Origin of the sequence: Mycolicibacterium alvei (assembly GCF_010727325.1) — a bacterium.
GTDB lineage: Bacteria > Actinomycetota > Actinomycetes > Mycobacteriales > Mycobacteriaceae > Mycobacterium > Mycobacterium alvei.
Map to the genome: position 1 here is coordinate 1,955,294 of NZ_AP022565.1, position 22,585 is coordinate 1,977,878.

Genomic DNA, 22,585 nt, shown 5'->3' on the forward strand with positions numbered 1-22,585 from the left:
GCAGCATGAACGGATGTCCGCCGCGAAATTGCACGTCCACCGCTACGGCCCCGATGAACCCGCCCGGGTGTTGCTCGTCCACGGATTGACCGGGCACGGCGAACGTTGGAAGACGCTGGCCGAGCAGCACCTGCCCGAGGTCGCGGTGCTCGCGCCGGATCTGCTCGGGCACGGCCGCTCGTCGTGGGCTGCCCCGTGGACGCTCGACGCCAATGTCGAGGCCCTGGCCGCGCTGCTGGATGGTCCGACCCTGGTGGCCGGGCACTCGTTCGGCGGCGCGGTGGCACTCAATCTGGCTGCCGCGCACCCTGATCTGGTCAGCGGGCTGGTGCTGTTGGACCCCGCGGTGGAACTGAGCGGCGAATGGATGCGGGAGATCGCCGATGCCATGTTGGCCTCTCCCGACTATCCCGACCGCGCCGAGGCACGCGCGGAGAAGGCCAGCGGCTCGTGGGGCGAGGTGGCACCCGATGAGTTGGACCGTGACCTCCACGAACACCTCGTCGAACTACCCGGCGGACGTTACGGGTGGCGGATCAGCATCCCGGCCATGATGTCGTACTGGAGCGAGTTGGCCCGCCCGGTTTCCCTGCCGCGCAAGGGCACTCCCACGGTTCTGGTCCGCGCGACCCGCACCCGCCCACCGTATGCAGGGGACGGACTCATCGACGCGCTCGATGCGCAACTCGGCCGGGATTTCACCCTGCTGGATTGGGACTGCGACCACATGGTGGCCCAGGCCAAACCCGCCGAGACCGCGAAGCTGATCCTCGAACAGCTGGGCTGACGATGCCGGCCGTCACCGAGGAGCAGGTGGAGCTGGTGCGGACTCTGGTGGCTGCGATCCCGCCGGGACGAGTCTGCACATACGGCGATATCGCCGCTGCCGCAGAGCTTTCCAGCCCACGGATCGTCGGTTGGATCATGCGGACCGACTCCTCGGACCTGCCGTGGCACCGGGTGATCCCCGCATCGGGGCGCCCGGCCCCGCACCTGGCCACCCGGCAGTTGGAACGGCTGCGCGCCGAAGGGGTACTGACCGTCGACGGGCGGGTGCGTCTGGCCGAGTACCGTCACCAGTTCCCGTGAGCTAGAGGGTCAGCCGGACCAGGGAGGCGGTGCGGGCCAGACCCGGGAAGGCCGCGGCGGTGGACCGCGGGTGCAACGCATGCACGGCCAGTCGGAACATCAACGCCCGCAACAACATCTGTGGCCATTCGGGTAGTGACTGCCACCGCTCGACCAGCCCGTCATCGGCATCGCCCCAGGACAATGCGTCGATCACCACCACCCCTGCAGCCCACGGGGCGGGACGCCAGTACGGTGTGATGTCGGTGATTCCCGGCGCGGCCGTTCCGGCGAAAAGCACTGTGCCGTAAAGGTCACCGTGGACCAGCTGGCTGGCACTCCTGGTCGGCCTGCGCAAGCCGGCCAACTGATTGATCAGCTCGACCGAGCGCTGGCCGTCCGACGATCCGGGCGAGACCCTGGCGCCGGGCGGCAACGAATGCAGCGGCCGGTCCTCCCAGGCCGCCCGGTCGGCGGCGATGAACACGTCGATGTCGGCCCACGGCGCGACGGGCGGTTGGGTGAGGAAGCGTGGGCGTTCCAATGTCGCGGTGGCCTCGTGCAATCGCACTGCGGCCGACACCACTTCGTCGTGACGCGGCTCGGGCGTGCCGGCGACGAAGGTGTCGGCACGCCACCCGGCGACCACGTAGCGGCCGTCTGTCGAACGGACCGGTCGGGCCAGTCGCACCCCGTCGATGAACAGCGATTCCCGAACCTTGGCCGACCACGCCGCACGGGCGTGCTCGGGCACCATCGACATCACCACTTCGCCGCAGCGCCAGCCACCCTCCCAGCCGGAGCCGAGCGGTTCCGAGTCCACCCCGGACAGGCCGAACGCCGCCAGCACATGTTCCGGCGGCCGTTCCACACTCACAGCCTCAGCCTAAGGTGTTGACCGGCAAACCAGCGGTCAGTACATCACCATGTCGGGCTCGAGTTGCTTGGCCCAGGCCACAATTCCACCCTGCAGATGCACCGCGTCGGAAAAACCGGCCTTCTTGACGATGGCGAGCACCTCGGCGGACCGTATGCCGGTCTTGCAGTACAGCACCGGTGTCCGGTCCACCGGGAGCTTGGCCAAGGCGTCACCCGATTCGAACGTCGGCTTCGGGATGAGCTCGGCGCCCTGGATGTGATTGATATCCCACTCGACGGGCTCGCGGACATCGATCAGCGCCAACGGTTTCCCGGAATCGATGAGCTCCTTGAGCTCCAGCGGGGTGATGGTGGAGTCCGCAGCGGCGGCGGTAGCTTCGTCCGACACCACACCGCAGAACGCCTCGTAGTCGATCAACTCGGTGATCTTCGGGGTGGCGGGATCCTTGCGGATCCGGATGGTCCGGTAGGACATCTCCAGCGCGTCGTACACCATCAGCCGGCCCAGCAGCGTTTCACCGATACCGGTGATCAGCTTGATGGCCTCGGTACCCATCACCGACGCGATCGAGGCGCACAGGATGCCCAGCACCCCGCCCTCGGCGCAGGAGGGCACCATGCCCGGTGGCGGCGGCTCGGGGTAGAGGTCACGGTAGTTCAGGCCCAGTCCGTCGGGGGCGGCCTCCCAGAACACCGACACCTGGCCCTCGAACCGGTAGATCGAACCCCACACGTAGGGCTTGCCGGCCAGCACCGCGGCATCGTTGACCAGGTAGCGGGTGGCGAAGTTGTCGGTGCCGTCCAGAATCAGGTCGTATTGACCGAACAGCTCCACCGCATTGTCGGGTTCGAGTCGGAACTCGTGCAGATTCACCGTCACCAGCGGGTTGATCTCCAGAACCGAATCCCTGGCGCTCTGCGCCTTGGGCCGGCCGATGTCGGACTGACCGTGGATGATCTGCCGCTGCAGGTTCGACTCGTCGACCACATCGAAGTCGATGATGCCGAGGGTGCCTACCCCGGCCGCGGCCAGGTACAACAACGTCGGCGACCCGAGCCCACCGGCCCCGATCACCAGCACCTTCGCGTTCTTGAGTCGTTTCTGCCCGATCACACCGACGTCCGGAATGATCAGGTGCCGGCTGTAGCGCGTCACCTCTTCACGCGTCAGCTCGGCGGCCGGCTCGACCAACGGCGGTAACGACACGTCCAAATTCGCGGACACCGGCTGTCTCCTCAGTTCTCAGGGCAGTTCATCGTCCAGCTGCTCGTACCCACAACGGTAATCCGGTGCCGATACTTCCCGTGCCCCGGTCACCGCGACGTACGCCCGGCCGACTCGCCACCCCGGTGGCGGTCAGGCGATCGGGTACGGCCAGGGGTTGAATTTGCAGGTCAGGCCGTCGGCAGCGACTGTTCCGGGGTCGAACTTGGCGGCATCGTCGTTCGAGGTGGAGAACGTCTGCTGCATCATGATCGGCGCCAACTGCCCGTTGGCCTCACAGGCCTCGTGCCGCTGATACCCGATGGCGTGACCAACCTCATGGTTGACCAGGTACTGACGGTAGGAGCCGATGTCGCCCTGGAAGGGCACCGCGCCGCGGACCCAGCGGGCCTCATTGACAAAAACCCGGTGCTGGTTCCCGTCATAGGACGGGTTGTAGCAGGACGCCTCCAACTGGATGTCGTAGCCGCAGCCGTCGCGCACCGTCATCGGCGAGGTCAGCGACACCCGGAAATCGGGGGCGATGCCACTGCTCTCGTCCAGCCGGGTGAAGGCGAACAGCCCGTTGTGGGTCCAGCTCTTGGGATTGGCCAGGGTCTCGCTGACCATCCGGGCGAAGCCGTCGTCGCCACCGAACGAGGTGGTGTCCACACCGTCCTCGACCTCGACGGTGTAGGTGAAGGATTTCGTGGTGCCCACGCCGATCTTGGGCGTGGTGCCGGGCACGATCCGCCAGGACCGGTCTCCGGCCTCGGTGAACTGCCCGCCCGAGGGCAGGATGCCGGTGGGCAGGTCCGCGTCGAACTGGGTCAGGCCTTTGGGCGGTGCACCGATGATGGCGGTGCTGGCCACATCGATGGGGGTAGGAAGACCCTGCACCGGGCCATCGGCCTCCGACGCCTCGGTGCCGGCGACGGCATCGACGACCACCATGCCGGCAATGGCCTGATAGCCCGCCACGATGGTGACCACGACGAGCACCGGCAGTGCATACGCGCGCCACCCGTAGGTGGAGATGAAGCGGCCGATCCACGTCTGTTTACGCCAATGCTGATGGTCGTCCCGATTGGATCTGGCTCGTCCTGAATCGGAGGCAATCGGATCTCGCTGCGCACGGAGCGGCTCCCGCCACTCATTGCGCAGCGCCGGGACACGGCCACCCCCGCGACGTCCCGGGTCGTAGGTCACCGGTCCAGAATGGCACAGAGTCCTGTGGATCGGTTCCCTGCGCAGCTATGCCGTGACCTCGCCGGTGTCATTTCGAAATCCATGCCCGTTTCGCATCGACCGCGCGGCGGCGGTGGCACGTCACGGTAGTAGTGTCGGTGCGATCAGCGGCTTGGATGAACATGTCCAAGTGCGCCAGAGCAATACAGATTGAGGACCTGATGAGCGATCTCGCCAACACCGCCGAGCGGAGAGGCGACAAGCCGGCGACCAGTGGTCGACGCGGCAACCGCCTGCCTCGTGATGAGCGGCGCGGGCAGCTGTTGGCGGCCGCCAGCGAAGTATTCGTCGAACGCGGATACCACGCCGCAGGCATGGATGAGATCGCCGAGCGCGCAGGCGTGAGCAAACCCGTTCTGTACCAACACTTCTCGTCGAAGCTCGAGCTTTATCTGGCGGTACTGCAACGCCACGTCGACAACCTGGTTTCCGGTGTCCGTCAGGCCCTGCGCACCACGACCGACAACCGGCAGCGGTTGCGGGCCGCGGTCGAGGCGTTCTTCGATTTCATCGAGCATGACGGCCAGGGGTACCGGCTGATCTTCGAGAATGACTACGTCAGCGAGCCGCAGGTGGCGGCTCAGGTGAAGGTGGCGACCGAGGCCTGCACCGATGCGGTGTTCGATCTGATCAGCCGCGATTCCGGGCTGGAGGCGCACCGCGCCAGGATGATCGCGGTCGGATTGGTGGCCATCAGCGTTGACTCGGCGCGGTACTGGCTGACCAATGACCGGCCGATCGACCGGAATACCGCCGTGGACGGCACGGTGCAGTTCGCCTGGGGCGGACTGTCACACGTGCCACTCACCCGGTCCTGATCTCAGGCGCTTTCCGCTCCCACCCCGAAACCGACCCGGCGCACGTCGGCGGCGCCGATCTCGACATAGGCGATCCGGCTGTTCTGCACCAGGAATCGCCGTCCCTTCTCATCGGTCAGCGCCAGCACACCCGAGTCCTTGCTGAGCGCCTCGTTGACCTGCTGCTCCACCTCGGTGGGCGTCTGCGCGCTGTTGAAGGTCAGCTCCCGCGGACTGTGGGTGACACCGATTTTGACCTCCACGCTGGACCTTCTTTCTTTCTCACAACGTTTGTCGACTTCCCTGAGCAGGCTAGTGGACGACGCGCCATGCCTGCGGCCTGCGGGGCGGCACCGCGGTACGCCGTGCGCGAAACACAGATACCGAACCGAGTCCGGACCGTGACCGACACGCACCGAGCTAAACCTCATCTGCCACTTCTGCCTCGCTAGCATCAGTTTCGATATTGGACGAGACGACTGGGACAGCCGCATGACCAGGCACTATTCGCCGTATGACACCACCCCGACCGAGCGCTTCGGGGATCGCCCGTATACCCCCGACGGCTACCCGTCGGCCCCCGGGGAGGACTACTCGGTCGATTACGACAACTACGACGCGGACTACGGCGACGAGGTCACCTTCTACGAGGACCCCATCGACCGGCGCTGGATCTGGGTGGCCGCCGTGGCCGGCGCGATCCTGTTGGTCGCGGTGATCTGCACCGTGGTCATCCTCGGTGGCGGGGACAGCGGTTCGGTGTCGGCCACCCTGACCTCGCCATCGGCCCAGCCGACCCAGACCACCGCGCCGGCACAGGACGCCACCTCCAAGCCCGTCCCCCCGCGGGCAGCACCGACTGCGCCGCTCTCCCCCGAAACCGTGACCACGGTGACGCCGTCGCCCAGTGCCACCGCGGCGCCCGCACCCGGCGCCCCGCCGACCGAGGTGGCCCCGCCCGCCGCCACGGTGAGCCCGAACACCATCACCTACCGGGTGACCGGCAACCGGCAGCTCATCGACCTGGTGACCGTCGTCTACACCGATGCGCAGGGCGCCCTGCAGACCGACATCAACGTCGCCCTGCCCTGGGCCAAGACCGTGGTGCTCAACCCTGGTGTCCAGCTGAAGTCGGTGACAGCGACCAGCGTCGCCGGTCAGCTCAACTGCTCGATCACCGACGCATCGGGCGCCGTGATCCTCGCGCAGACCAACAACTCCATGATCACCACCTGCACGCAGTAGACCGAACGAGCAGTGACGAACTGAGGTCTGGCCGGGCCCACCCGCCGTGGAGTCAGGCCAGGCCCAGTTCCTGCATCCGGGACTGGTGGGTGTTCTGCAGCCGGCCGAAGAACTCGGCCAACTGGGTCAGACCCTCACCACTGGACATCACCAGATCGACAAGCTCGTCGTGATCGGCGAGCACGAACTGCGCCTGGGTGACGGCCTCACCGAGCAGCCGACGCGCCCACAACGCCAGCCGGTGCCGCTGACGGTCGCTGGCGGTCACGGCCGCGCGCACCTCGGCGACCACGAACTGCGAATGCCCCGTTTCCGACAGCACCGCGCGTACCACCGCGGCCACCTGCTCGGGCAACGCGTCGGCGATCTCCAGATAGAAATCCGCGGCCAGCGCATCACCGATATAGGTCTTGACCAACGCCTCCAGCCAGGTGCTCGGGGTGGTCATCCGGTGATAGTTCTCCAACACCGACACGTACTTCGTCATCGCCGAAACGACGTCAACTCCCCTGTGTTCCAACGCATCCCGCAGTAACTCATAGTGGCCTATCTCCGCGGCGGCCATGGACGCCATGTTGATCCGGCCGCGCAGGTTCGGCGCCATCCGCGCCTCTTCGGTAAGCCGGTAGAACGCGGCAACCTCGCCGTAGGCCAGCACTGCGAACAGTTCGTTGACCCCGGGATGATCCGCCGTCACGCCCGAATCAACCGGTTCTGCGATCCGTTGCGCGGCAGGCTGAGGCGAATTCATGAAGCCAACTCTAGACGTCACCGGGGCACCGTGATCTGCCGGCAAATCGGTCCAGGTCCCGCGACCAGCTACAATGACAAGCGGTAACGGCTTGGAGCCGACTATTCGAGTTGCCGAACCGCTACCAGGAAATGTGCGTGCACGCAGTTGGCCCGCCCTGTGGAGCTGGGCCCAGCGGATCGGCAGCGCCGACGGATACGAACCGTATCCGGGCGAACCCGACCGCTTCACCGTCAAACTCCGTGTGCGCTGGATGCCCATGAGGTTTGACAGTGAAAGGCCAATTCCTCCCACCATGACTCATTTGAATAAGACGTTTGCCGAGCTCGGCGTCCGCGAAGAAATCGTCCGCGCGCTGGCCGAGAAGGGCATCGAACACCCCTTCGCCATCCAGGAACTGACCCTCCCGCTGGCCCTGGCCGGCGACGACCTGATCGGTCAGGCCCGCACCGGCATGGGCAAGACCTACGCCTTCGGGGTCCCGCTGCTGCACCGCGTCTCCACCGACCAGAGCCGCCCCCTCAACGGCACCCCCCGCGCCCTGATCGTCGTGCCCACCCGTGAACTGTGCATGCAGGTCTATGACGACCTTGCCGGAGCGGCTCAATACGTGATGGCGACCGGCGACTCCGGCACCGACCGCAAGTTCTCGGTGACCTCGATCTACGGCGGCCGTCCCTACGAGCCTCAGATCGAGGCGCTGCGCAAGGGCGTCGACGTCGTCGTCGGTACCCCCGGCCGACTGCTCGACCTGGCCCAGCAGGGGCACCTGCAGCTCGGCGGGCTGTCCGTGCTGGTGCTCGACGAAGCCGACGAGATGCTGGATCTGGGCTTCCTGCCCGACATCGAACGCATCCTGCGGCTGACCCCCGACGACCGGCAGTCGATGCTTTTCTCGGCCACCATGCCCGACCCGATCATCACGCTGGCCCGCACCTTCATGAACCAGCCGACCCACATCCGGGCCGAAGCCCCACACTCGGCGGCCACCCACGACACCACCGAACAGTTCGCCTACCGGGCCCACGCCCTGGACAAGTCAGAGCTGGTGAGCCGGATCCTGCAGGCGGACGGCCGCGGCGCCACGATGATCTTCACCCGCACCAAGCGCACCGCGCAGAAGGTGTCCGACGAACTCGCCGAGCGCGGGTTCAAGGTCGACGCCGTACACGGCGACCTGGGCCAGGGCGCCCGCGAGAAGGCCCTCAAGTCGTTCCGCACCGGCGCAGTCGACGTGCTGGTCGCGACGGACGTCGCGGCCCGCGGCATCGACATCGACGACGTCACGCACGTCATCAACTACCAGTGCCCCGAGGACGAACAGGCCTACGTGCACCGCATCGGCCGCACCGGCCGCGCCGGCAAGACCGGTGTCGCCATCACCCTGGTCGACTGGGACGAACTGCCCCGCTGGGAGACGATCGACAAGGCGCTCAGCCTGGGTTGCCCCGATCCCGCCGAAACCTATTCCAGTTCACCGCACATCTACGAGGAACTGGGTATCCCGACCGACATCACCGGCCGGATCGGCGAACTGCTCAAGGCCAAACCCAAGCGCAGCGCCGACGAGAAGCGCATCTCCTCGGCGGACTCCGAGGGTCGGCCGGCCAGGACCAGGACCCGCAGCCGTCGGCGTACCCGCGGCGGCGAGGCCGGCGACGGGCAACCCCAGTCGACGTCGGCTCCGACGCAGGACAGCACCGAGGCCACAGCGGTGAGCGATCCGGAGGACACCACCGGCGACACATCGACCGCGGGTCGTCGCCGCCGGCGGCGCCGTCCCCGGAAGACCGAGACCGCCGCGACCGCCGGCTGACCGGCTCACGCCAGACGAGACTGGTCAGTGGTCAAACCCGAACGCCGCACCCGCGGCGACATGGCCGCCGCGGTGGCAATCGTTGCGATCGTCGCGCTGGCTGCCGCCCTGATCTGGTGGACCAGTGACGCACGGGCCACCCTCAGCAGACCCGCTGCCGCGCCGATCCCGTACCTGACGCCGGCACGCGAGGTGCCGGCCGGGCTTCAGCAACTGTGGGTGGCCTCCAGCCCGAAGACCACCCAACCCGTGCTCGCCGGCGGCTCGGTGGTGACTGCCGACGGCTCCACTGTCGACGGCCGCGACCCCGTCAGCGGCGCCGTCCTGTGGAGCTATGCCCGCGACCTCGAACTGTGTGGTGTGACGTCGGTGTACCAAGACGCCGTCGCGGTGTATCCCGATGTTCGCGGCTGCGGACAGGTCAGCACCATCGACGGCAAGACCGGCACGCGTGGACCCGCCCGCACCGCCTATGCCGATCCCGAGGTTGCGCTGTCGTCCGACGGCTCCACGGTGCTCTCCGCTGGGGACAGTCGGCTCGAGCTATGGCGCTCGGACATGGTCCGGATGCTGTCCTACGGTGCACTGGACGCCCGTATCAAGCCTGACGTGCCGGCCTCGCCGGTATGCCGCCAGCTGTCGGCCGCGGCGAGTTCCTCGGCGGTGTCGGTGCTGGAATCGTGCCCGAAGAGCAAGTTCGTCCGGCTGACGCTGCTGCGCCCGGCCGACGAAGAAGACACTCCCGACGTGCGCTACGTCGAACTGCAGGACATCACGGACGAATCCGGGGCCAAGGTGATCGCCGTGTCGGGCACCACGACCGCGGTGTACCTACCGACGCCGAGGCCGATGGTCAACGTCATCGACGAGGCCGGAAAAACGCTCGCCAGCCTGCCGCTGGCCAAGCCGGCGGCACCGCAATCCAGCACCACCCGCGCCGGGGACCTGATCACCTGGTGGACCGGCGACTCGGTGCTGGTTTTCAGCACCACCGGAGGTTCTGGCCTTCAGTACAAGTTCACCGTCGCGCCTTCCGGGCCACACCTACCCGTCGGACCCGGCACGGTGATGGCCGGTCAGCTACTGGTTCCGGTCAGCGACGGGTACGACGTCTTCGACCAGGAGACCGGTGACGGCCGGCGCCACATCGCCCTGCCGCGCACGCCGAGCGTGTCACCGGTGGTGCCGGCGGTGGCCGGGAACACCGTGCTCGAACAACGCGGGACGCAACTGGTGGCCCTCGGCGCCGAGTAAGGCCCAGCCTGACCTCGGTTCAGCCGAAATCGATGACGATCACCGTCGTGTTGTCACTGCCGCCCGCGTCGTTGGCAACCTGGACCAGCCGCCGCGCCGCAACCTCAGGTTCGGCATCTGCGGCAGCGGTCACGATATCGGCATCGTCTGCCCCGGCGAACAATCCGTCACTGCTGATCAGCAGCCGGTCTCCGGGACGGCACTCCAGATCGAACAACTCGGGCCGGATGACGGGGCCGATACCGAGCGCCCGGGTCAGCAGGTGGCGATGCGGGTGGAAGCGCGCCTCCTCGCGGGTGATCTCACCGGCACGCACCAGCTCTCCGGAGACGCTGTGGTCGTGGGTCAACTGACTCATCGCGCCGTCGCGAATCCGGTTCAGCGGCGAATCCCCGATGTTGATGACCAGCGGTCCACCCTGCTCGTCGCCGAAGACCGCCACCACGGTCAGCGTGGCACCCGAACTGGTGCCCGCTGCGCTGACATGTGCGAAGACGCGGTCGTTGGCCTCCTGCACCGCCCCGATCAGCCCGTCACGGTCCGGCGAGGCGGCGAAATCGGCGGACAGCACCTCCACCGCGATCCGGCTGGCGTGGTCACCGTCGGGGCCGAAACCGTCGGCCACCGCGTACAGAATGCCCTCGGCGAGCAGGGAATCCTGGTTGCTCGCGCGCACCGGCCCCTGGTCGGTGGCCGTTGCGGACCGTAACACCGAAGCCATCGCTGCCTACACCACCTCGGGTGTGAAAGTCGGCAGCTTCTTGCCGGACTTCCAGTGTTTGAGCAGGGCCTCGGCCAGCTCGCGGTAGGCCATCCCACCTTTGCTCTTGCGGCCGGCCAGCACCGAGGATCCCGATGCGCTGGCCTCGGCGAACCGCACGGTACGGGGAATCGGCGGGGCCAACACGGGCAACTCGTACCGGTCCGCGACATCGAGCAGCACGTCACGGCTGTGGGTGGTGCGTGAATCGTAAAGCGTCGGCAACGCGCCCAGCAGCGTCAACTCGGGATTGGTGATCTGCTGCACGTCGGAGATCGTGCGCAGGAACTGGCCCACACCGCGGTGCGCCAGGGTCTCGCACTGCAGCGGCACGATCACCTCGTCGGCAGCCGTCAGACCGTTGAGCGTCAACACTCCCAGCGACGGCGGGCAATCGATGATCACCACGTCGAAATCGTCGGAGACCTTGGCCAGCGCCCGCTTGAGCGCATATTCCCGCCCGGCCCGCATCAGCAGCATGGCCTCGGATCCGGCGAGATCGATGTTGGCGGGCAGCAGCGTCATCCCCTCGGCCGTCTCGACCAGCGCCGCGCCCGGCTCGACGTCGCCGAGCAATACCTCGTGCACCGTCACCGGCAGTTTGTCCGGGTCGTGGCCCAATGAAAACGTCAGACAGCCTTGCGGATCCAGGTCGACGAGCAGTACCCGCCGGCCCTGCTCGGACATCGCCGCACCCAGCGACGCCACCGTCGTCGTCTTGGCTACCCCACCCTTTTGATTGGCGACCGCTAATACTCGCGTCACACCATCATCCAAGCACGCTCCCGGCGGCATTGCCGGAACGTGCGGCAGAATCGCCGGTGTGAGCGACCGTCTGCACCGCCTGATCCTGCTCCGCCACGGCGAGACCGAGTGGTCGGCCACCGGCAGGCACACCGGTCGCACCGAGCAGGACCTGACCGAAACCGGGCGGGAACAGGCCGTCCTGGCCCGTCCGGCAGTTGCCGAACTGCAGTTGACCGACCCACTGGTGGTCTCCAGCCCCCGGCGCCGCGCGCTGGACACCGCCGAACTGGCCGGCCTGCACGTCGACGAGGTCAACCCCGTGCTGTCCGAGTGGGATTACGGCGACTACGAGGGACTGACCACCCCACAGATCCGCCAGCATGTGCCCGATTGGCTGGTATGGACACATGGCTGCCCAGGCGGCGAAAGCCCCGAGCAGGTCGGCGCCCGTGCCGACCGCGCGGTGGCATTGGCGCTGGGACATCTGCCCGCCCGAGACGTCGTGTTCGTCGGGCACGGACATTTCTCCCGCGCGATTCTGACCCGATGGACGGAACTGCCGGTGTCCGAAGGAATCCGGCTGTCGATGGTGCCCGCTGCTCTGGCGGTCTGCGGATTCGAGCACGGCGTGCGCCAGATCACCGCGCTCGGGCTGACCGGTCACCCCAACCCGTGTCTGTCGCAGTGAAACCGTCATTTGTGTTGGCCGGGCCGAACGGGGCAGTCCTGGCCGAAGGGATGCGCGCCGGATTCTCCGACCTCGCCGACGCCCAGGCCGCACTGCGGTCGGGCACGCCAATCGTGCTGGGCGCGTTGCCATTCGACCGGACCGCACCGGCCGCCCTGTATGCGCCCGATACGGTCCGGTTCACCGAGGCGCTGCCCGAATGGCCGGTGAATCCACCCCCGGCCGTGGTCGAGCGCGAAACCCTGCCACCGGGATCGGTGCACCGGGAGCGGGTGGCCGAGGCGATCCGGCGGCTACAGGATCCGCAGATCCCGATCGACAAGGTGGTGCTGGCCCGCTCGCTGCGTCTGTCCGCCGATTCGCCATGGGATGCCCGGACCGTGCTACGCCGACTGGCCGACGCCGACCCGGCCGCCACCGTCTACCTGGCAGATCTGTCCCCCGCGGGCCCGGCCCACACCGACACCGCGCTGGTGGGCGCCAGCCCCGAGTTACTGGTGGCGCGCGAGGGCGAGAGGGTGATCTGCCAGCCCTTCGCCGGGTCGGCACCGCGCTCGGCCGATCCTGCCGTGGACGCGGCCAACGCGACCGCACTGGCCGCCTCGGCGAAGAACCGGCACGAACATCAACTGGTGGTCGACATGATGCGTCAGGCCCTGGACCCACTGTGTGTGGACCTGCAGATCGCCGACGAACCGCAGTTGCACGGCACCGACGCACTGTGGCACCTGAGCACCCCCGTTCTCGGCCGCCTACGCGAAACGCGCACCACGGCAATTGATCTAGCGCTCGCACTGCACCCCACCCCGGCGGTCGGCGGGGTTCCGACCGACCGCGCCGCCGCACTGATCAGCGAACTGGAGGGTGATCGTGGGTTCTACGCGGGCGCCGTCGGCTGGTGCGACAGCAGCGGCGACGGGCGCTGGGTGGTATCGATCCGGTGTGCAGTGTTGTCGGCTGATCGATACACGGCCCTGGCCAGTGCCGGCGGCGGTATTGTCGCCGAATCCGATCCCGACGACGAAGTTGACGAGACCACCACGAAATTCAGAACCATCCTGACCGGACTAGGGGTGACATGAGCGAGTTGATCCGCCGGGCACGGCCCGGCGACGAGGTCGAGATCACCGCGATGATCCGTGAGCTGGCCGAGTTCGAACGCGCCTCCGACGAGTGCACCGTCACCGAAAAGCAAATGCACACAGCACTTTTCGGTGAGCGACCGGTCGCCTATGCACACATGCTGGAGGTCGACGGGCAGGTGGCCGCGACCGCGGTGTGGTTCCTGAACTTCTCCACCTGGGACGGCGTCGCCGGGCTCTACCTGGAGGATCTCTACGTGCGGCCGGCCTTCCGGCGCCGCAGGCTGGCCCGAAAGCTGTTGTCCACCTTGGCCGCCGAATGTGTCGAACACGGTTACACCCGGATGACCTGGGCGGTGCTGAACTGGAACGTCAACGCCATCGCGCTGTATGACGCCGTGGGCGGCGAGCCGCAGACCGAGTGGACCACCTATCGGGTATCGGGCTCAGAGCTGTCGGCACTGGCCGACGAAAGCCGCGGCTGAGCAGTCGGCTAGCGCCGATTCGAAATTGCGACAGCCGGAGCGGACTAACTGCGTCCGGTGATCCAGTCCACCGAGGACGGGCTGAACAGCAGCCCGAGGGTCACCAGGGCGAGCAGCCCGACCAGCGCGCCGTACACCACATGGTGCGAGGTGATCACGTACCAGGCCACCGGCAGCAACAGCAGGTTGGTGAGCACCGCGATCCCGCGGCCCCAACGCCGTGCGGTGATCAGTGCCCAGCCGCCGGCGAGCACTCCACCACCGATCAACACGAACCAGATTGCCGTGCCGTACCCGCTGACGATGTGCTGATCCGCACCGCCCACCGCCCGCACCAGGAGCACGACCGCCATGATCAGTGCGGCGATTCCTTCGGCGGCGGTCAGAAATCCGGCGTACCGGATTGAGGGAGGCTGGATCACGATCGCTGCTCCGCCAGGTAGCGCACCGCGTACTCATATCCGGCCGGACCCGCGCCGGCGATCACCACCTGCGCGACGGCCGAGACGTAGGAGTGGTGCCGGAACGCCTCCCGGGTGTGGATATTGCTCAGGTGCACCTCGACCACGGGCAGTTCGGCCGCGCTGAGCGCATCCCGGATCGCGACCGAGGTGTGGCTGTAGGCCGCGGGATTGATGATGATGCCGGCGCAGTCCTGTCGGGCCGCCTGGATGGCGTCGACCAGCTCACCCTCGTGGTTGCTCTGCACGGCGCGGACCTCGAAACCGAGCCCGGCGGCCAGCTCGGCCACCCGCTGCTCGATCTGAGCCAGCGTGGTGGACCCGTAGATCTCGGGCTGCCGGGTGCCCAGCATGTTGAGATTCGGTCCGTTGACGAGCAGTAATCGACGTGCGGTCACCTTCAGTACGGTACCGACGCCCTCGCCGCCGGCGGCGAGGCACACCGACGCGTTGCTGACGCGGTTTCACGATGTCGAGATCGACGCCAGGGTGGTGATTGGGCAATATCCACCGCCCTCGTGTCGATCTCGGCGTAGCGGACAGGCCTGCGACACTGTCTGCGTGTCGAGTGACCGTCCCTGCCCCTGCGGGTCCGGCCGCGCCTATGGCGACTGCTGCGGGCCGCTGCACACCGGCGGGCAGCAGGCCCCCACGGCCCTCGCGCTGATGCGGTCGCGGTTCAGCGCATTCGCCCTCGGCGACGCCGGCTATCTGCTGACCTCCTGGCATCCCGACACCCGCCCCTCGGAACTGACCCTCGACGCGGCCATCACCTGGCGCCGGTTGCAGATCGTCGACACCGAGGCGGGAGGCGAGGACGACGCCGAAGGATTGGTGGAGTTCCGCGCCCAGTACGTGCAGGACAGCCGCCGCCACATCCTTCACGAACGCAGCCGGTTCGAACGGGTTGGCGGCCGGTGGCGCTACCTCGACGGACAGATTCACGAATAACAGCCCGACACCTTGCCCGGTTAGGCTCATGTCCCGTGCGTGCCGTGCTGATCGTCAATCCGAACGCGACCTCGACCACCCCGGCCGGGCGTGACCTGCTCGCCCACGCGCTGGAAAGCCGGGTGACGCTGACCGTCGAACACACCAATCACCGGGGTCACGCCATCGAAATCGCCCGCGACGCCGCCCGCGACGGTGTGGATGTGCTGATCGTGCACGGCGGCGACGGCACGGTCAACGAAGTCGTCAACGGTGTGCTCGGGGACTGTGGGACCCGTCCCGACCCCGCGCTAGCCCCCGCGGTGGCTGTCGTGCCGGGAGGTTCGGCCAACGTCTTCGCCCGGGCGCTGGGCATCAGTCCCGATCCCATCGAGGCCACCAACCAGCTCGTCGACCTGCTCGGCGGCTATCGGTTGGGGCGCACGTGGCGCCAAATCGGTTTGATGGACTGCGGTGAGCGCTGGGGTGTGTTCACCGCCGGGATGGGTGTGGACGGTGACGTGGTGGCGGCGGTCGAGGCCCAACGCGCGAAGGGACGCAAGGTCACCGCATCCCGTTACATCCGGGTGGCGGTGCGCGAGTTTCTGACCAGCGTGCGCAGGGAACCGACCCTCACGCTGCAACTGCCGGGCGCTGACCCCGTCGACGGGGTGCACTTTGCGTTCGTGTCGAACTCCAGTCCGTGGACGTATGCGAACAACCGCCCGGTGTGGACGAACCCCGAAACCACGTTCGACACAGGTTTGGGTGTGTTCGCCGTCACGAGCATGAATATCTGGGCGAATCTGCGGGTGGTCCGCCAGATGGTGTCCCGCAACCCGCGCTTGGCGGGCAAGCATCTGATCCGTGACGACAACATCTCAACGGTCACCGTGACGAGCAACACGCCTGCCGCCTGCCAGATTGACGGAGATTACATCGGCATGCGCGAATCGATGACGTTCACGTCGGTCCCCGCCGCGCTGAGCGTCGTCGCCCCGACCAAGAAAAGTGATTGACCTGCGCAAACACACCGCTTAAGGTGGAATTAGGGCGCAGCTGAATCCAGAGTGTAGTACACCGTAGTGAGGCATCCAGTCACCGCCCTACCCAGTGACTTTCCCCACGTGTTAACTCAATGCTATTGACATCTGTTCAGCCTGTGAAAGCATCGTTGCAACAGTGCAGAAACATTCGCATGCACGCGTTAACAGCCGAAGAAAATCTGGTGTGCTTTGCCGCGCACAGATCACATGTCGAACAAGGAGTTTGATCTTATGGATTGGCGCCACAAGGCCGTCTGTCGCGACGAAGATCCGGAACTGTTCTTCCCCGTGGGAAACAGTGGCCCGGCGCTTGCTCAGATCGCCGATGCGAAGCTGGTGTGCAACCGCTGCCCCGTAACCACTGAGTGCCTCACCTGGGCCTTGGAGTCCGGCCAGGACGCCGGCGTCTGGGGCGGGATGAGCGAGGACGAGCGTCGTGCGCTCAAACGTCGCAATGCCCGCACCAAGGCCCGCACCGGAGTCTGACCTTCGGTCCAGATCCCGACGCAAGCTATGGCCCCGACGAATGTCGGGGCCATAGCTTGCTTTTGCGACAATTATCCACAGCAAATTGCGTAATTGTCATCACATCTTCGTATTGACACAACTGCGTAATTACTTCGGTGGTACTGACGTCCCACTGTGAACCAGCTGTGTGCCCGGCCGGCTCACTGAACGCCGCGACCTCGCCTACCGATCGGCACTCTCAGCACCACATCGGTTCCGCCCGACGCGACATCATGCATGCCAAGGGACCCGTCCAACTCCGCGGTGACCAGGGTTCGCACGATCTGCAGACCCAGCCGGTCGGACTTCTCCAGGCTGAACCCGTCGGGTAGCCCACGTCCGTCATCGTGCACCACGACGTCGAGCCAGCGGGCCGAGCGCTCGGACCTGATCGTCACGCAACCCTGCGGGGTGTCGGTGTCGAAGGCGTGCTCGATGGCGTTCTGCACCAATTCGGTGATCACCATGATCAACGCGGTCGCCCGGTCGGCGTCGAGCACGCCCAGCGCCCCCGTTCGGTTGATCCGGATCGGGGTATCCACCGAGGCGACATCGTTCATGATCGGCAGGATCCGGTCGATCACCTCGTCGAGGTTGACCTCCTCGTCCACCGACATCGACAACGCATCGTGCACCAGCGCGATCGACGACACCCGTCGCACCGACTCGATCAATGCCTCGCGGGCCTCCAGGTTGCTGGTCCGTCGCGCCTGCAGCCGCAGCAGGGCAGCCACGGTCTGCAGATTGTTCTTCACCCGGTGATGGATCTCCCGGATGGTCGCGTCCTTGCTCAACAGTGCGCGGTCACGCCGTTTGACCTCGGTGACGTCGCGGATCAGCACGGCCGCCCCGACCGGGGCGCCGTGCACCACCAGCGGCAGCGTCCGCATCAACACGGCCGCGCCGCCCGCGTCGACCTCCATGCGCATGCTGGAACCACCGGCCAGCGAGTCACGCACGTGGTTGGCCAATTCCTGGGCCTCGAACACGTCGGAGATCAACGGTCGGGTGATGGCGACCAGATTGTGCCCGTCGAGCTCGGAGGCCAGGCCCATGCGGTGATAGGCCGAGATCGCGTTCGGACTGGCGAAGACGACATCGCCACCCCGGTCCAGACGGATGAAGCCGTCACCCACCCGCGGGCTGGAGCGGGACATGGCCAGATCACCGACGTTCGGGAAGGTGCCCTCGGACAGCATGTGGAGCAGATCGCTCGCACAGTCCAGGTAGGCGCCCTCCAGCGGGCTGGCCATCCGACGGGCAGCCAGCGCGGTCTGGTGAGTCAGCACCGCCACCACGTGATCGCGGTGGCGCACCGGCACCGCTTCCACGTTCAGTCCGGGAAGGTCCGGCGAATGTCGTTGCGTACCACCGCTTCCCCGGCCGATCGCACCCGACTCGAAGGCGGTGGCGACGACCCCGAGATCTGCTGCCGCGGCCAGGGTGCCGACCGAGTCGGCCAGCAGGACGGTGGGCGCGGTATTGGGCCGCACCTGCGCCACACACACCAGAACGCCGTCGTCGCGACGCACCCACATCAGATAGTCGGCGAACGACAGATCCGCCAACAACTGCCACTCCCCGACCACCGCATGGAGGTGGTCCACCGCGCTGCCGGGCAACACGGTGTGCTCGGCGAGCAGGTCACCGAGGGTGGACATCAGCCAACGCCCCCCGGGAGCAGGCAACCGGACCGGGTCAGTCGATCACCGCGATGAGATCGCCGGCCTGGATCACGTCGCCCTCGGCGACATTGACCTTGGTGATGGTGCCCGCGACCTCGGCGAGGACCGGAATCTCCATCTTCATGGACTCGAGCAGCACCAGGGTGTCCCCCGCACCGATCTGATCGCCCTCGTGAACGACGACCTCGAGCACACTGGCCACGATTTCGGCGCGAACGTCCTCGGCCATCTTCACCCCACTTCACTTCGGCGCTAATCCGACTACTCCTGCGGCCTATATCGAACCACAACCCCGGGTGGACAGCGCCGCCCCCGGGGCATGAGACACTAGGGAGCAAGCTCTTACACCATCTGGAGGATCATCATGGCCAAGCGTGGCCGCAAGAAGCGTGACCGCAAGCACTCGAAGGCGAACCACGGCAAGCGCCCCAACGCCGGTTCGAAGTCAGTGCGCTAGCCGCTTCGGCAGACTTTGACCGCCCGACTCCCTTCGGAGATCGGGCGGTTTGTCGTCGGGCCACCCGGGGCTGTCCGCCCCGTCAGCCCCGGATGATCGTGGTCCGGCTGATCTGGATGCGCAGCCGTTCCCGCAGCCCCTCGGGAGCCCTTTCCCCGCTGCACTTGGCGGCGATGAGGTGCTTGACACGCTCCTCGACCCCGTAATGACGCAGGCAGGCCGGGCATTCTTCGAGGTGGTGCTTGAGCTTGTCGCGACTTTCGTCGGTGCACTCACCGTCGAGCAGGGTCCATACTTCGGCGATTACCGCCGCGCACTCCGGGTGTTCAGGGTCGACGGGACCGACCGGCGGGGTCCAGCGCTCGTCCTCACCGTGCTTATCACTCATGACGAGACCTCCTCCGGCTCACCAAGCTGCTGACCTCGGATGAAACCGCGATCCCTGGCCACATCCGCCAGCAGCTCACGTAGCTGCTTGCGGCCGCGGTGCAAGCGGGACATCACCGTCCCGATGGGCGTATCCATGATCTCGGCGATCTCCTTGTACGGGAAACCCTCGACGTCGGCGTAGTACACCGCCATCCGGAATTCCTCGGGTAGCGCCTGCAGTGCCGCCTTGATCTCGGTGTCGGGCAACAACTCCAGCGCCTCGACCTCCGCCGACCGCAGACCGGTCGACGAATGCTCGGCACTGGCCGCCAGCTGCCAGTCGGTGATCTCGTCGGTCGGGTACTCAGCAGGTTGACGCTGCTTCTTGCGGTAGCTGTTGATGTAGGTGTTGGTCAGAATGCGGTAGAGCCACGCCTTGAGATTCGTGCCCTCGCGGAACGACCGGAAGCCGGCATACGCCTTGACCATGGTTTCCTGGAGCAGGTCCTCGGCATCGGCGGGGTTGCGGGTCATGCGCAATGCGCCACCGTAGAGCTGGTCCAGCAGCGGGATGGCATCACGTTCGAACCGGGCGGTCAGCTCAGCATCGGTTTCAGGCGGCTGCGGCGCGTCAGGCTCGGCCTGCTCGACGTCAGTCATCGTGGGAAACACCTTCCCTTCTGTCGCGGCGCCACCAAGGGGTCCCGAATACCGGTAGGTATCCGGCGGCCGTTCCAGGCATACGGTTGGCACCAGAATCCTCCTTACAGATCCTAGAGCGTGCTACCGACAAGTAGCGCTGAGCAGGTGTCGACAGCAATAACAGCATTCGGCGGCCGCTATGTTCCCGGCGTGCCCGCTACCCTGTGCCGATGGCCCGCGCAGCAACCCCGGCGATCGCCGCGCTGGTCGCCGCGGGTATCGACCATCAGGTCGTCCGGTACCACCACGACCCCCGCAACGATTCGTTCGGTGCCGAGGCGGTCGCACAACTGGCCGCAGCGGGCTTCGCCGCCGAGCAGGTGTTCAAGACACTGGTCATCGCACTGCCCAAGGGGCTCGCGGTTGCGGTGCTGCCGGTGCCGACCAAGCTGTCGCTCAAGGCGGCCGCCGCGGCACTCGGGGTGGCCAGAGCCGAGATGGCCGACCCGGCCGCGGCGCAGCGCTCCAGCGGATATGTGGTGGGCGGCATCTCCCCACTCGGACAGCGCAAGGCGCTGCCCACCGTGGTGGACGACTCGGCGTTGACCTTCGAGAAGGTGCTGTGCAGCGCAGGGAAACGAGGGTGGGACGTCGCACTCGCCCCAGCCGACCTGATCCGGGCGACCGGCGCGGTGACCGCCGAGATCGCTGGCTGAATCGGCGTTGGTATTGACCTGTGCGCGGGCGCAGTAATGTGGTCGCGGTGATGCCGATGATGGTGGGTGCAACTGTGGCCTCGGGCGTCGCCGCTCTGGTGACCCTGTTCGGCACGTCCGCCCCGGCACCGCAGATCCGGCTCGTCGACGACACCGTCCCGATGACCCAAGGTGACGGCTCGCTGTCCGACGGACAGGTCCTGACCCCGTTCGACGTCCAGAACCCGGCGATCGGCCGGTTGGACCCGCGTCTGCTGGCCGCCGTTCAGAACGCTGCCAACGCCGCGGCCGCCGACGGCGTCACCATGACCATCAACTCGGGGTGGCGGTCCACCGATTTCCAGCAGTCACTGCTCGATCAGGCGGTGCAGACGTACGGCAGCCTCGCGGCTGCCCGTCAGTACGTCCAGACGCCGACCGCGTCCCGGCATGTGACCGGTGAGGCGGTCGATATCGGGGGTCCGCAGGCCGATCACTGGCTGATCGCCAACGGCGCCCGCTTCGGGCTGTGCCAGATCTACGCCAACGAGCTGTGGCACTTCGAGCTCGTCGCCGACCCGGCCGGCACCTGTCCGCCGCTACAGCCCAACGCTGCGGGCTGACCTATTCGGTGACCGGCACCATGTCGGCACCGCATGTGCACTTGTAGCTGGTTTCGGGACCCTTGCAATGGCATTCGGACTCGACGCGGATCCGGCACCCACAACCCTCGTGAGCACAGGTCAGCACGGTTCCGGCAGGAACGACGCTCATGGCTCCTCCAATTCGTCTGTAAATCCATCGTCCCCCTCGCATAGCCCTGAACCGGGCAATTCAATCCAACCCGGTCGGCATATCGTGTCTCTATGACTCTGTCTGGGAAGACCATGTTCATCTCCGGCGCCAGCCGCGGTATCGGCCTGGCGATCGCGAAGAAGGCCGCCGCCGACGGCGCCAACATCGCCCTGGTCGCCAAGACCGCCGAACCGCATCCCAAACTTGAGGGCACCGTCTACACCGCGGCCAAGGAGATCGAGGAGGCCGGCGGGCAGGCCCTGCCGATCGTCGGCGATGTGCGTGACGGCGATTCGGTGGCAGCCGCGGTTGCCAAAGCCGTCGAGCAGTTCGGCGGCATCGACCTCTGCGTCAACAACGCCTCGGCGATCAACCTCGGCTCCATCGAGGAAGTACCGCTCAAGCGCTTCGACCTGATGAACGGCATCCAGATCCGTGGCACCTACGCGGTGTCGCAGGCCTGTATCCCGCACATGAAGGGCCGGGAGAACCCGCACATCTTGACGTTGTCCCCGCCGATCCGCCTCGAATCGCAGTGGCTCAAGCCGACCGCGTACATGATGGCCAAGTTCGGAATGACACTGTGCGCGTTGGGCATTGCCGAAGAGATGCGCGAGGCGGGCATCGCGTCCAACACGCTGTGGCCGCGCACGTTGGTGGCCACCGCCGCGGTCCAGAACCTGCTCGGCGGTGACGAGGCCATGAGCCGGGCCCGCAAGCCCGACGTCTACGCCGATGCCGCCTACGCGATCTTCAACCAACCGGCGCGCGAGTACACCGGCCAGAGCCTGCTGTGCGAGGACGTGCTACTGGCCAACGGTGTCACCGATCTGTCGGTGTACGACTGCACACCCGGCGGCGATCTCGGCGTGGACCTGTGGGTGGACACCCCCAACCCGCCCGGATACGTCCAGCCGTAACCATTTGCCCGCATGACGAGCGACAAATTCAGCAGCCATCGAAAATTATTGCCG

General features: G+C 66.7%; 30 protein-coding genes. 16 read left to right on the top strand and 14 right to left on the bottom strand.

All coding sequences use genetic code 11. The annotated features are described in order from the left end of the window. Window positions 1-13: 13 nt before the first annotated feature. Window positions 14-787, top strand: coding sequence for an alpha/beta fold hydrolase (locus G6N44_RS09315; protein ID WP_163663362.1), 774 nt, complete (start codon window positions 14-16; stop codon window positions 785-787). A 2-nt stretch (window positions 788-789) separates the two neighbouring features. Beyond that, a complete protein-coding gene (locus tag G6N44_RS09320) occupies window positions 790-1,089 on the top strand; it encodes an MGMT family protein (RefSeq protein WP_163663364.1) in 300 nt (99 codons plus the stop codon). A gap of 1 nt (window position 1,090) precedes the next feature. Here the strand turns inward: G6N44_RS09320 and G6N44_RS09325 are convergent, their stop codons facing one another. The 3 genes from G6N44_RS09325 to G6N44_RS09335 form a co-directional block, all read right to left on the bottom strand. Further along, complete coding sequence (locus G6N44_RS09325) at window positions 1,091-1,945, bottom strand: TIGR02569 family protein (protein ID WP_163663366.1); 855 nt, start codon at window positions 1,943-1,945, stop codon at window positions 1,091-1,093. Window positions 1,946-1,981: 36 nt separating this feature from the next. Beyond that, entirely contained in the window at window positions 1,982-3,160 is a 1,179-nt protein-coding gene (gene moeZ, locus G6N44_RS09330; RefSeq protein ID WP_163669768.1) for an adenylyltransferase/sulfurtransferase MoeZ, read from the bottom strand. Window positions 3,161-3,304: 144 nt separating this feature from the next. Next, window positions 3,305-4,360 carry a DUF3152 domain-containing protein gene (locus tag G6N44_RS09335; RefSeq protein ID WP_163663368.1) on the bottom strand — a complete coding sequence of 352 codons (1,056 nt, stop codon included), beginning with the start codon at window positions 4,358-4,360 and terminating at the stop codon, window positions 3,305-3,307. A 200-nt stretch (window positions 4,361-4,560) separates the two neighbouring features. On the opposite strand from G6N44_RS09335, the gene G6N44_RS09340 reads away from it, so the two are divergent. Continuing rightward, window positions 4,561-5,217, top strand: a complete 657-nt coding sequence (locus G6N44_RS09340) for an HTH-type transcriptional activator FasR (RefSeq protein ID WP_163663370.1) — start codon at window positions 4,561-4,563, stop codon at window positions 5,215-5,217. 2 nt (window positions 5,218-5,219) lie between these two features. Here G6N44_RS09340 and G6N44_RS09345 read toward each other — a convergent pair whose 3' ends face one another. Next, window positions 5,220-5,459, bottom strand: a complete 240-nt coding sequence (locus tag G6N44_RS09345) for a DUF3107 domain-containing protein (protein WP_163663372.1) — start codon at window positions 5,457-5,459, stop codon at window positions 5,220-5,222. 229 nt (window positions 5,460-5,688) lie between these two features. Between G6N44_RS09345 and G6N44_RS09350 the strand changes: the two genes are divergently transcribed. Then, window positions 5,689-6,441, top strand: a complete 753-nt coding sequence (locus G6N44_RS09350) for a hypothetical protein (RefSeq protein ID WP_163663374.1) — start codon at window positions 5,689-5,691, stop codon at window positions 6,439-6,441. 52 nt (window positions 6,442-6,493) lie between these two features. Here G6N44_RS09350 and G6N44_RS09355 read toward each other — a convergent pair whose 3' ends face one another. Continuing rightward, on the bottom strand, window positions 6,494-7,192 hold the full coding sequence (locus G6N44_RS09355; protein WP_163663376.1) for a ferritin-like fold-containing protein: 699 nt from the start codon (window positions 7,190-7,192) through the stop codon (window positions 6,494-6,496). A gap of 295 nt (window positions 7,193-7,487) precedes the next feature. Between G6N44_RS09355 and G6N44_RS09360 the strand changes: the two genes are divergently transcribed. Continuing rightward, window positions 7,488-9,008: a DEAD/DEAH box helicase gene (locus tag G6N44_RS09360; RefSeq protein WP_163663378.1), complete on the top strand. Its 1,521-nt coding sequence runs from the start codon at window positions 7,488-7,490 to the stop codon at window positions 9,006-9,008. Between the two features lie 27 nt (window positions 9,009-9,035). Continuing rightward, window positions 9,036-10,262 (top strand): Rv3212 family protein, encoded by a 1,227-nt coding sequence (locus tag G6N44_RS09365; RefSeq protein ID WP_163663380.1) that lies wholly within the window; start codon window positions 9,036-9,038, stop codon window positions 10,260-10,262. Between the two features lie 19 nt (window positions 10,263-10,281). On the opposite strand, the gene G6N44_RS09370 is transcribed toward G6N44_RS09365, so the two are convergent. After that, window positions 10,282-10,983 carry a PP2C family protein-serine/threonine phosphatase gene (locus tag G6N44_RS09370; protein ID WP_163663382.1) on the bottom strand — a complete coding sequence of 234 codons (702 nt, stop codon included), beginning with the start codon at window positions 10,981-10,983 and terminating at the stop codon, window positions 10,282-10,284. 6 nt (window positions 10,984-10,989) lie between these two features. Next, on the bottom strand, window positions 10,990-11,817 hold the full coding sequence (locus G6N44_RS09375; protein WP_163663384.1) for a ParA family protein: 828 nt from the start codon (window positions 11,815-11,817) through the stop codon (window positions 10,990-10,992). Between the two features lie 28 nt (window positions 11,818-11,845). On the opposite strand from G6N44_RS09375, the gene G6N44_RS09380 reads away from it, so the two are divergent. The 3 genes from G6N44_RS09380 to G6N44_RS09390 are packed head-to-tail and all read left to right on the top strand — an operon-like array spanning window position 11,846 to window position 14,024. Next, window positions 11,846-12,457 (top strand): acid phosphatase, encoded by a 612-nt coding sequence (locus G6N44_RS09380; RefSeq protein WP_163663386.1) that lies wholly within the window; start codon window positions 11,846-11,848, stop codon window positions 12,455-12,457. Window positions 12,458-12,507: 50 nt separating this feature from the next. Then, entirely contained in the window at window positions 12,508-13,539 is a 1,032-nt protein-coding gene (locus G6N44_RS09385; protein WP_163669770.1) for an isochorismate synthase, read from the top strand. Next, window positions 13,536-14,024 (top strand): GNAT family N-acetyltransferase, encoded by a 489-nt coding sequence (locus tag G6N44_RS09390; protein WP_163663388.1) that lies wholly within the window; start codon window positions 13,536-13,538, stop codon window positions 14,022-14,024. The genes G6N44_RS09385 and G6N44_RS09390 overlap by 4 nt, the downstream gene beginning before the upstream one ends. Before the next feature lie 44 nt (window positions 14,025-14,068). Here G6N44_RS09390 and G6N44_RS09395 read toward each other — a convergent pair whose 3' ends face one another. Further along, on the bottom strand, window positions 14,069-14,449 hold the full coding sequence (locus G6N44_RS09395) for a hypothetical protein (protein ID WP_163669772.1): 381 nt from the start codon (window positions 14,447-14,449) through the stop codon (window positions 14,069-14,071). After that, complete coding sequence (gene aroQ, locus G6N44_RS09400) at window positions 14,443-14,883, bottom strand: type II 3-dehydroquinate dehydratase (RefSeq protein WP_163663390.1); 441 nt, start codon at window positions 14,881-14,883, stop codon at window positions 14,443-14,445. Before aroQ ends, G6N44_RS09395 begins: the two co-directional genes overlap by 7 nt. A 163-nt stretch (window positions 14,884-15,046) precedes the next feature. Here aroQ and G6N44_RS09405 point away from each other — a divergent pair, with 163 nt between their 5' ends. From G6N44_RS09405 to whiB1, 3 genes are all read left to right on the top strand, one after another. Next, window positions 15,047-15,436: a YchJ family protein gene (locus tag G6N44_RS09405; protein ID WP_163663392.1), complete on the top strand. Its 390-nt coding sequence runs from the start codon at window positions 15,047-15,049 to the stop codon at window positions 15,434-15,436. 35 nt (window positions 15,437-15,471) lie between these two features. Beyond that, window positions 15,472-16,434 (top strand): diacylglycerol/lipid kinase family protein, encoded by a 963-nt coding sequence (locus tag G6N44_RS09410; protein ID WP_163663394.1) that lies wholly within the window; start codon window positions 15,472-15,474, stop codon window positions 16,432-16,434. Window positions 16,435-16,692: 258 nt separating this feature from the next. After that, on the top strand, window positions 16,693-16,947 hold the full coding sequence (whiB1, locus tag G6N44_RS09415) for a transcriptional regulator WhiB1 (protein WP_059165613.1): 255 nt from the start codon (window positions 16,693-16,695) through the stop codon (window positions 16,945-16,947). Window positions 16,948-17,129: 182 nt separating this feature from the next. Here whiB1 and G6N44_RS09420 read toward each other — a convergent pair whose 3' ends face one another. Beyond that, entirely contained in the window at window positions 17,130-18,629 is a 1,500-nt protein-coding gene (locus G6N44_RS09420; RefSeq protein ID WP_163663396.1) for a two-component system sensor histidine kinase PdtaS, read from the bottom strand. Window positions 18,630-18,666: 37 nt separating this feature from the next. After that, on the bottom strand, window positions 18,667-18,882 hold the full coding sequence (locus G6N44_RS09425; RefSeq protein ID WP_055119839.1) for a biotin/lipoyl-binding carrier protein: 216 nt from the start codon (window positions 18,880-18,882) through the stop codon (window positions 18,667-18,669). A 135-nt stretch (window positions 18,883-19,017) separates the two neighbouring features. On the opposite strand from G6N44_RS09425, the gene G6N44_RS29835 reads away from it, so the two are divergent. After that, window positions 19,018-19,110 carry a 50S ribosomal protein bL37 gene (locus G6N44_RS29835; protein ID WP_003882799.1) on the top strand — a complete coding sequence of 31 codons (93 nt, stop codon included), beginning with the start codon at window positions 19,018-19,020 and terminating at the stop codon, window positions 19,108-19,110. An 82-nt stretch (window positions 19,111-19,192) separates the two neighbouring features. Here G6N44_RS29835 and rsrA read toward each other — a convergent pair whose 3' ends face one another. Both rsrA and G6N44_RS09435 read right to left on the bottom strand, forming a co-directional pair. After that, window positions 19,193-19,498 carry a mycothiol system anti-sigma-R factor gene (gene rsrA / locus G6N44_RS09430; RefSeq protein ID WP_163663398.1) on the bottom strand — a complete coding sequence of 102 codons (306 nt, stop codon included), beginning with the start codon at window positions 19,496-19,498 and terminating at the stop codon, window positions 19,193-19,195. Beyond that, entirely contained in the window at window positions 19,495-20,139 is a 645-nt protein-coding gene (locus tag G6N44_RS09435; RefSeq protein ID WP_179964503.1) for a sigma-70 family RNA polymerase sigma factor, read from the bottom strand. The genes rsrA and G6N44_RS09435 overlap by 4 nt, the downstream gene beginning before the upstream one ends. 212 nt (window positions 20,140-20,351) lie before the next feature. On the opposite strand from G6N44_RS09435, the gene ybaK reads away from it, so the two are divergent. Both ybaK and G6N44_RS09445 read left to right on the top strand, forming a co-directional pair. After that, window positions 20,352-20,837, top strand: a complete 486-nt coding sequence (gene ybaK / locus G6N44_RS09440; protein WP_163663402.1) for a Cys-tRNA(Pro) deacylase — start codon at window positions 20,352-20,354, stop codon at window positions 20,835-20,837. Window positions 20,838-20,896: 59 nt separating this feature from the next. Then, the gene (locus G6N44_RS09445; protein ID WP_372508191.1) at window positions 20,897-21,439 is read left to right on the top strand and encodes a M15 family metallopeptidase; all 543 of its coding nucleotides are present in this window, start codon (window positions 20,897-20,899) and stop codon (window positions 21,437-21,439) included. Window position 21,440: 1 nt separating this feature from the next. Here the strand turns inward: G6N44_RS09445 and mymT are convergent, their stop codons facing one another. After that, window positions 21,441-21,590, bottom strand: a complete 150-nt coding sequence (gene mymT, locus G6N44_RS09450) for a copper-binding metallothionein MymT (protein WP_163663405.1) — start codon at window positions 21,588-21,590, stop codon at window positions 21,441-21,443. Window positions 21,591-21,682: 92 nt separating this feature from the next. Between mymT and G6N44_RS09455 the strand changes: the two genes are divergently transcribed. Further along, the gene (locus tag G6N44_RS09455; RefSeq protein ID WP_163663407.1) at window positions 21,683-22,531 is read left to right on the top strand and encodes an SDR family oxidoreductase; all 849 of its coding nucleotides are present in this window, start codon (window positions 21,683-21,685) and stop codon (window positions 22,529-22,531) included. Window positions 22,532-22,585: the final 54 nt, after the last annotated feature.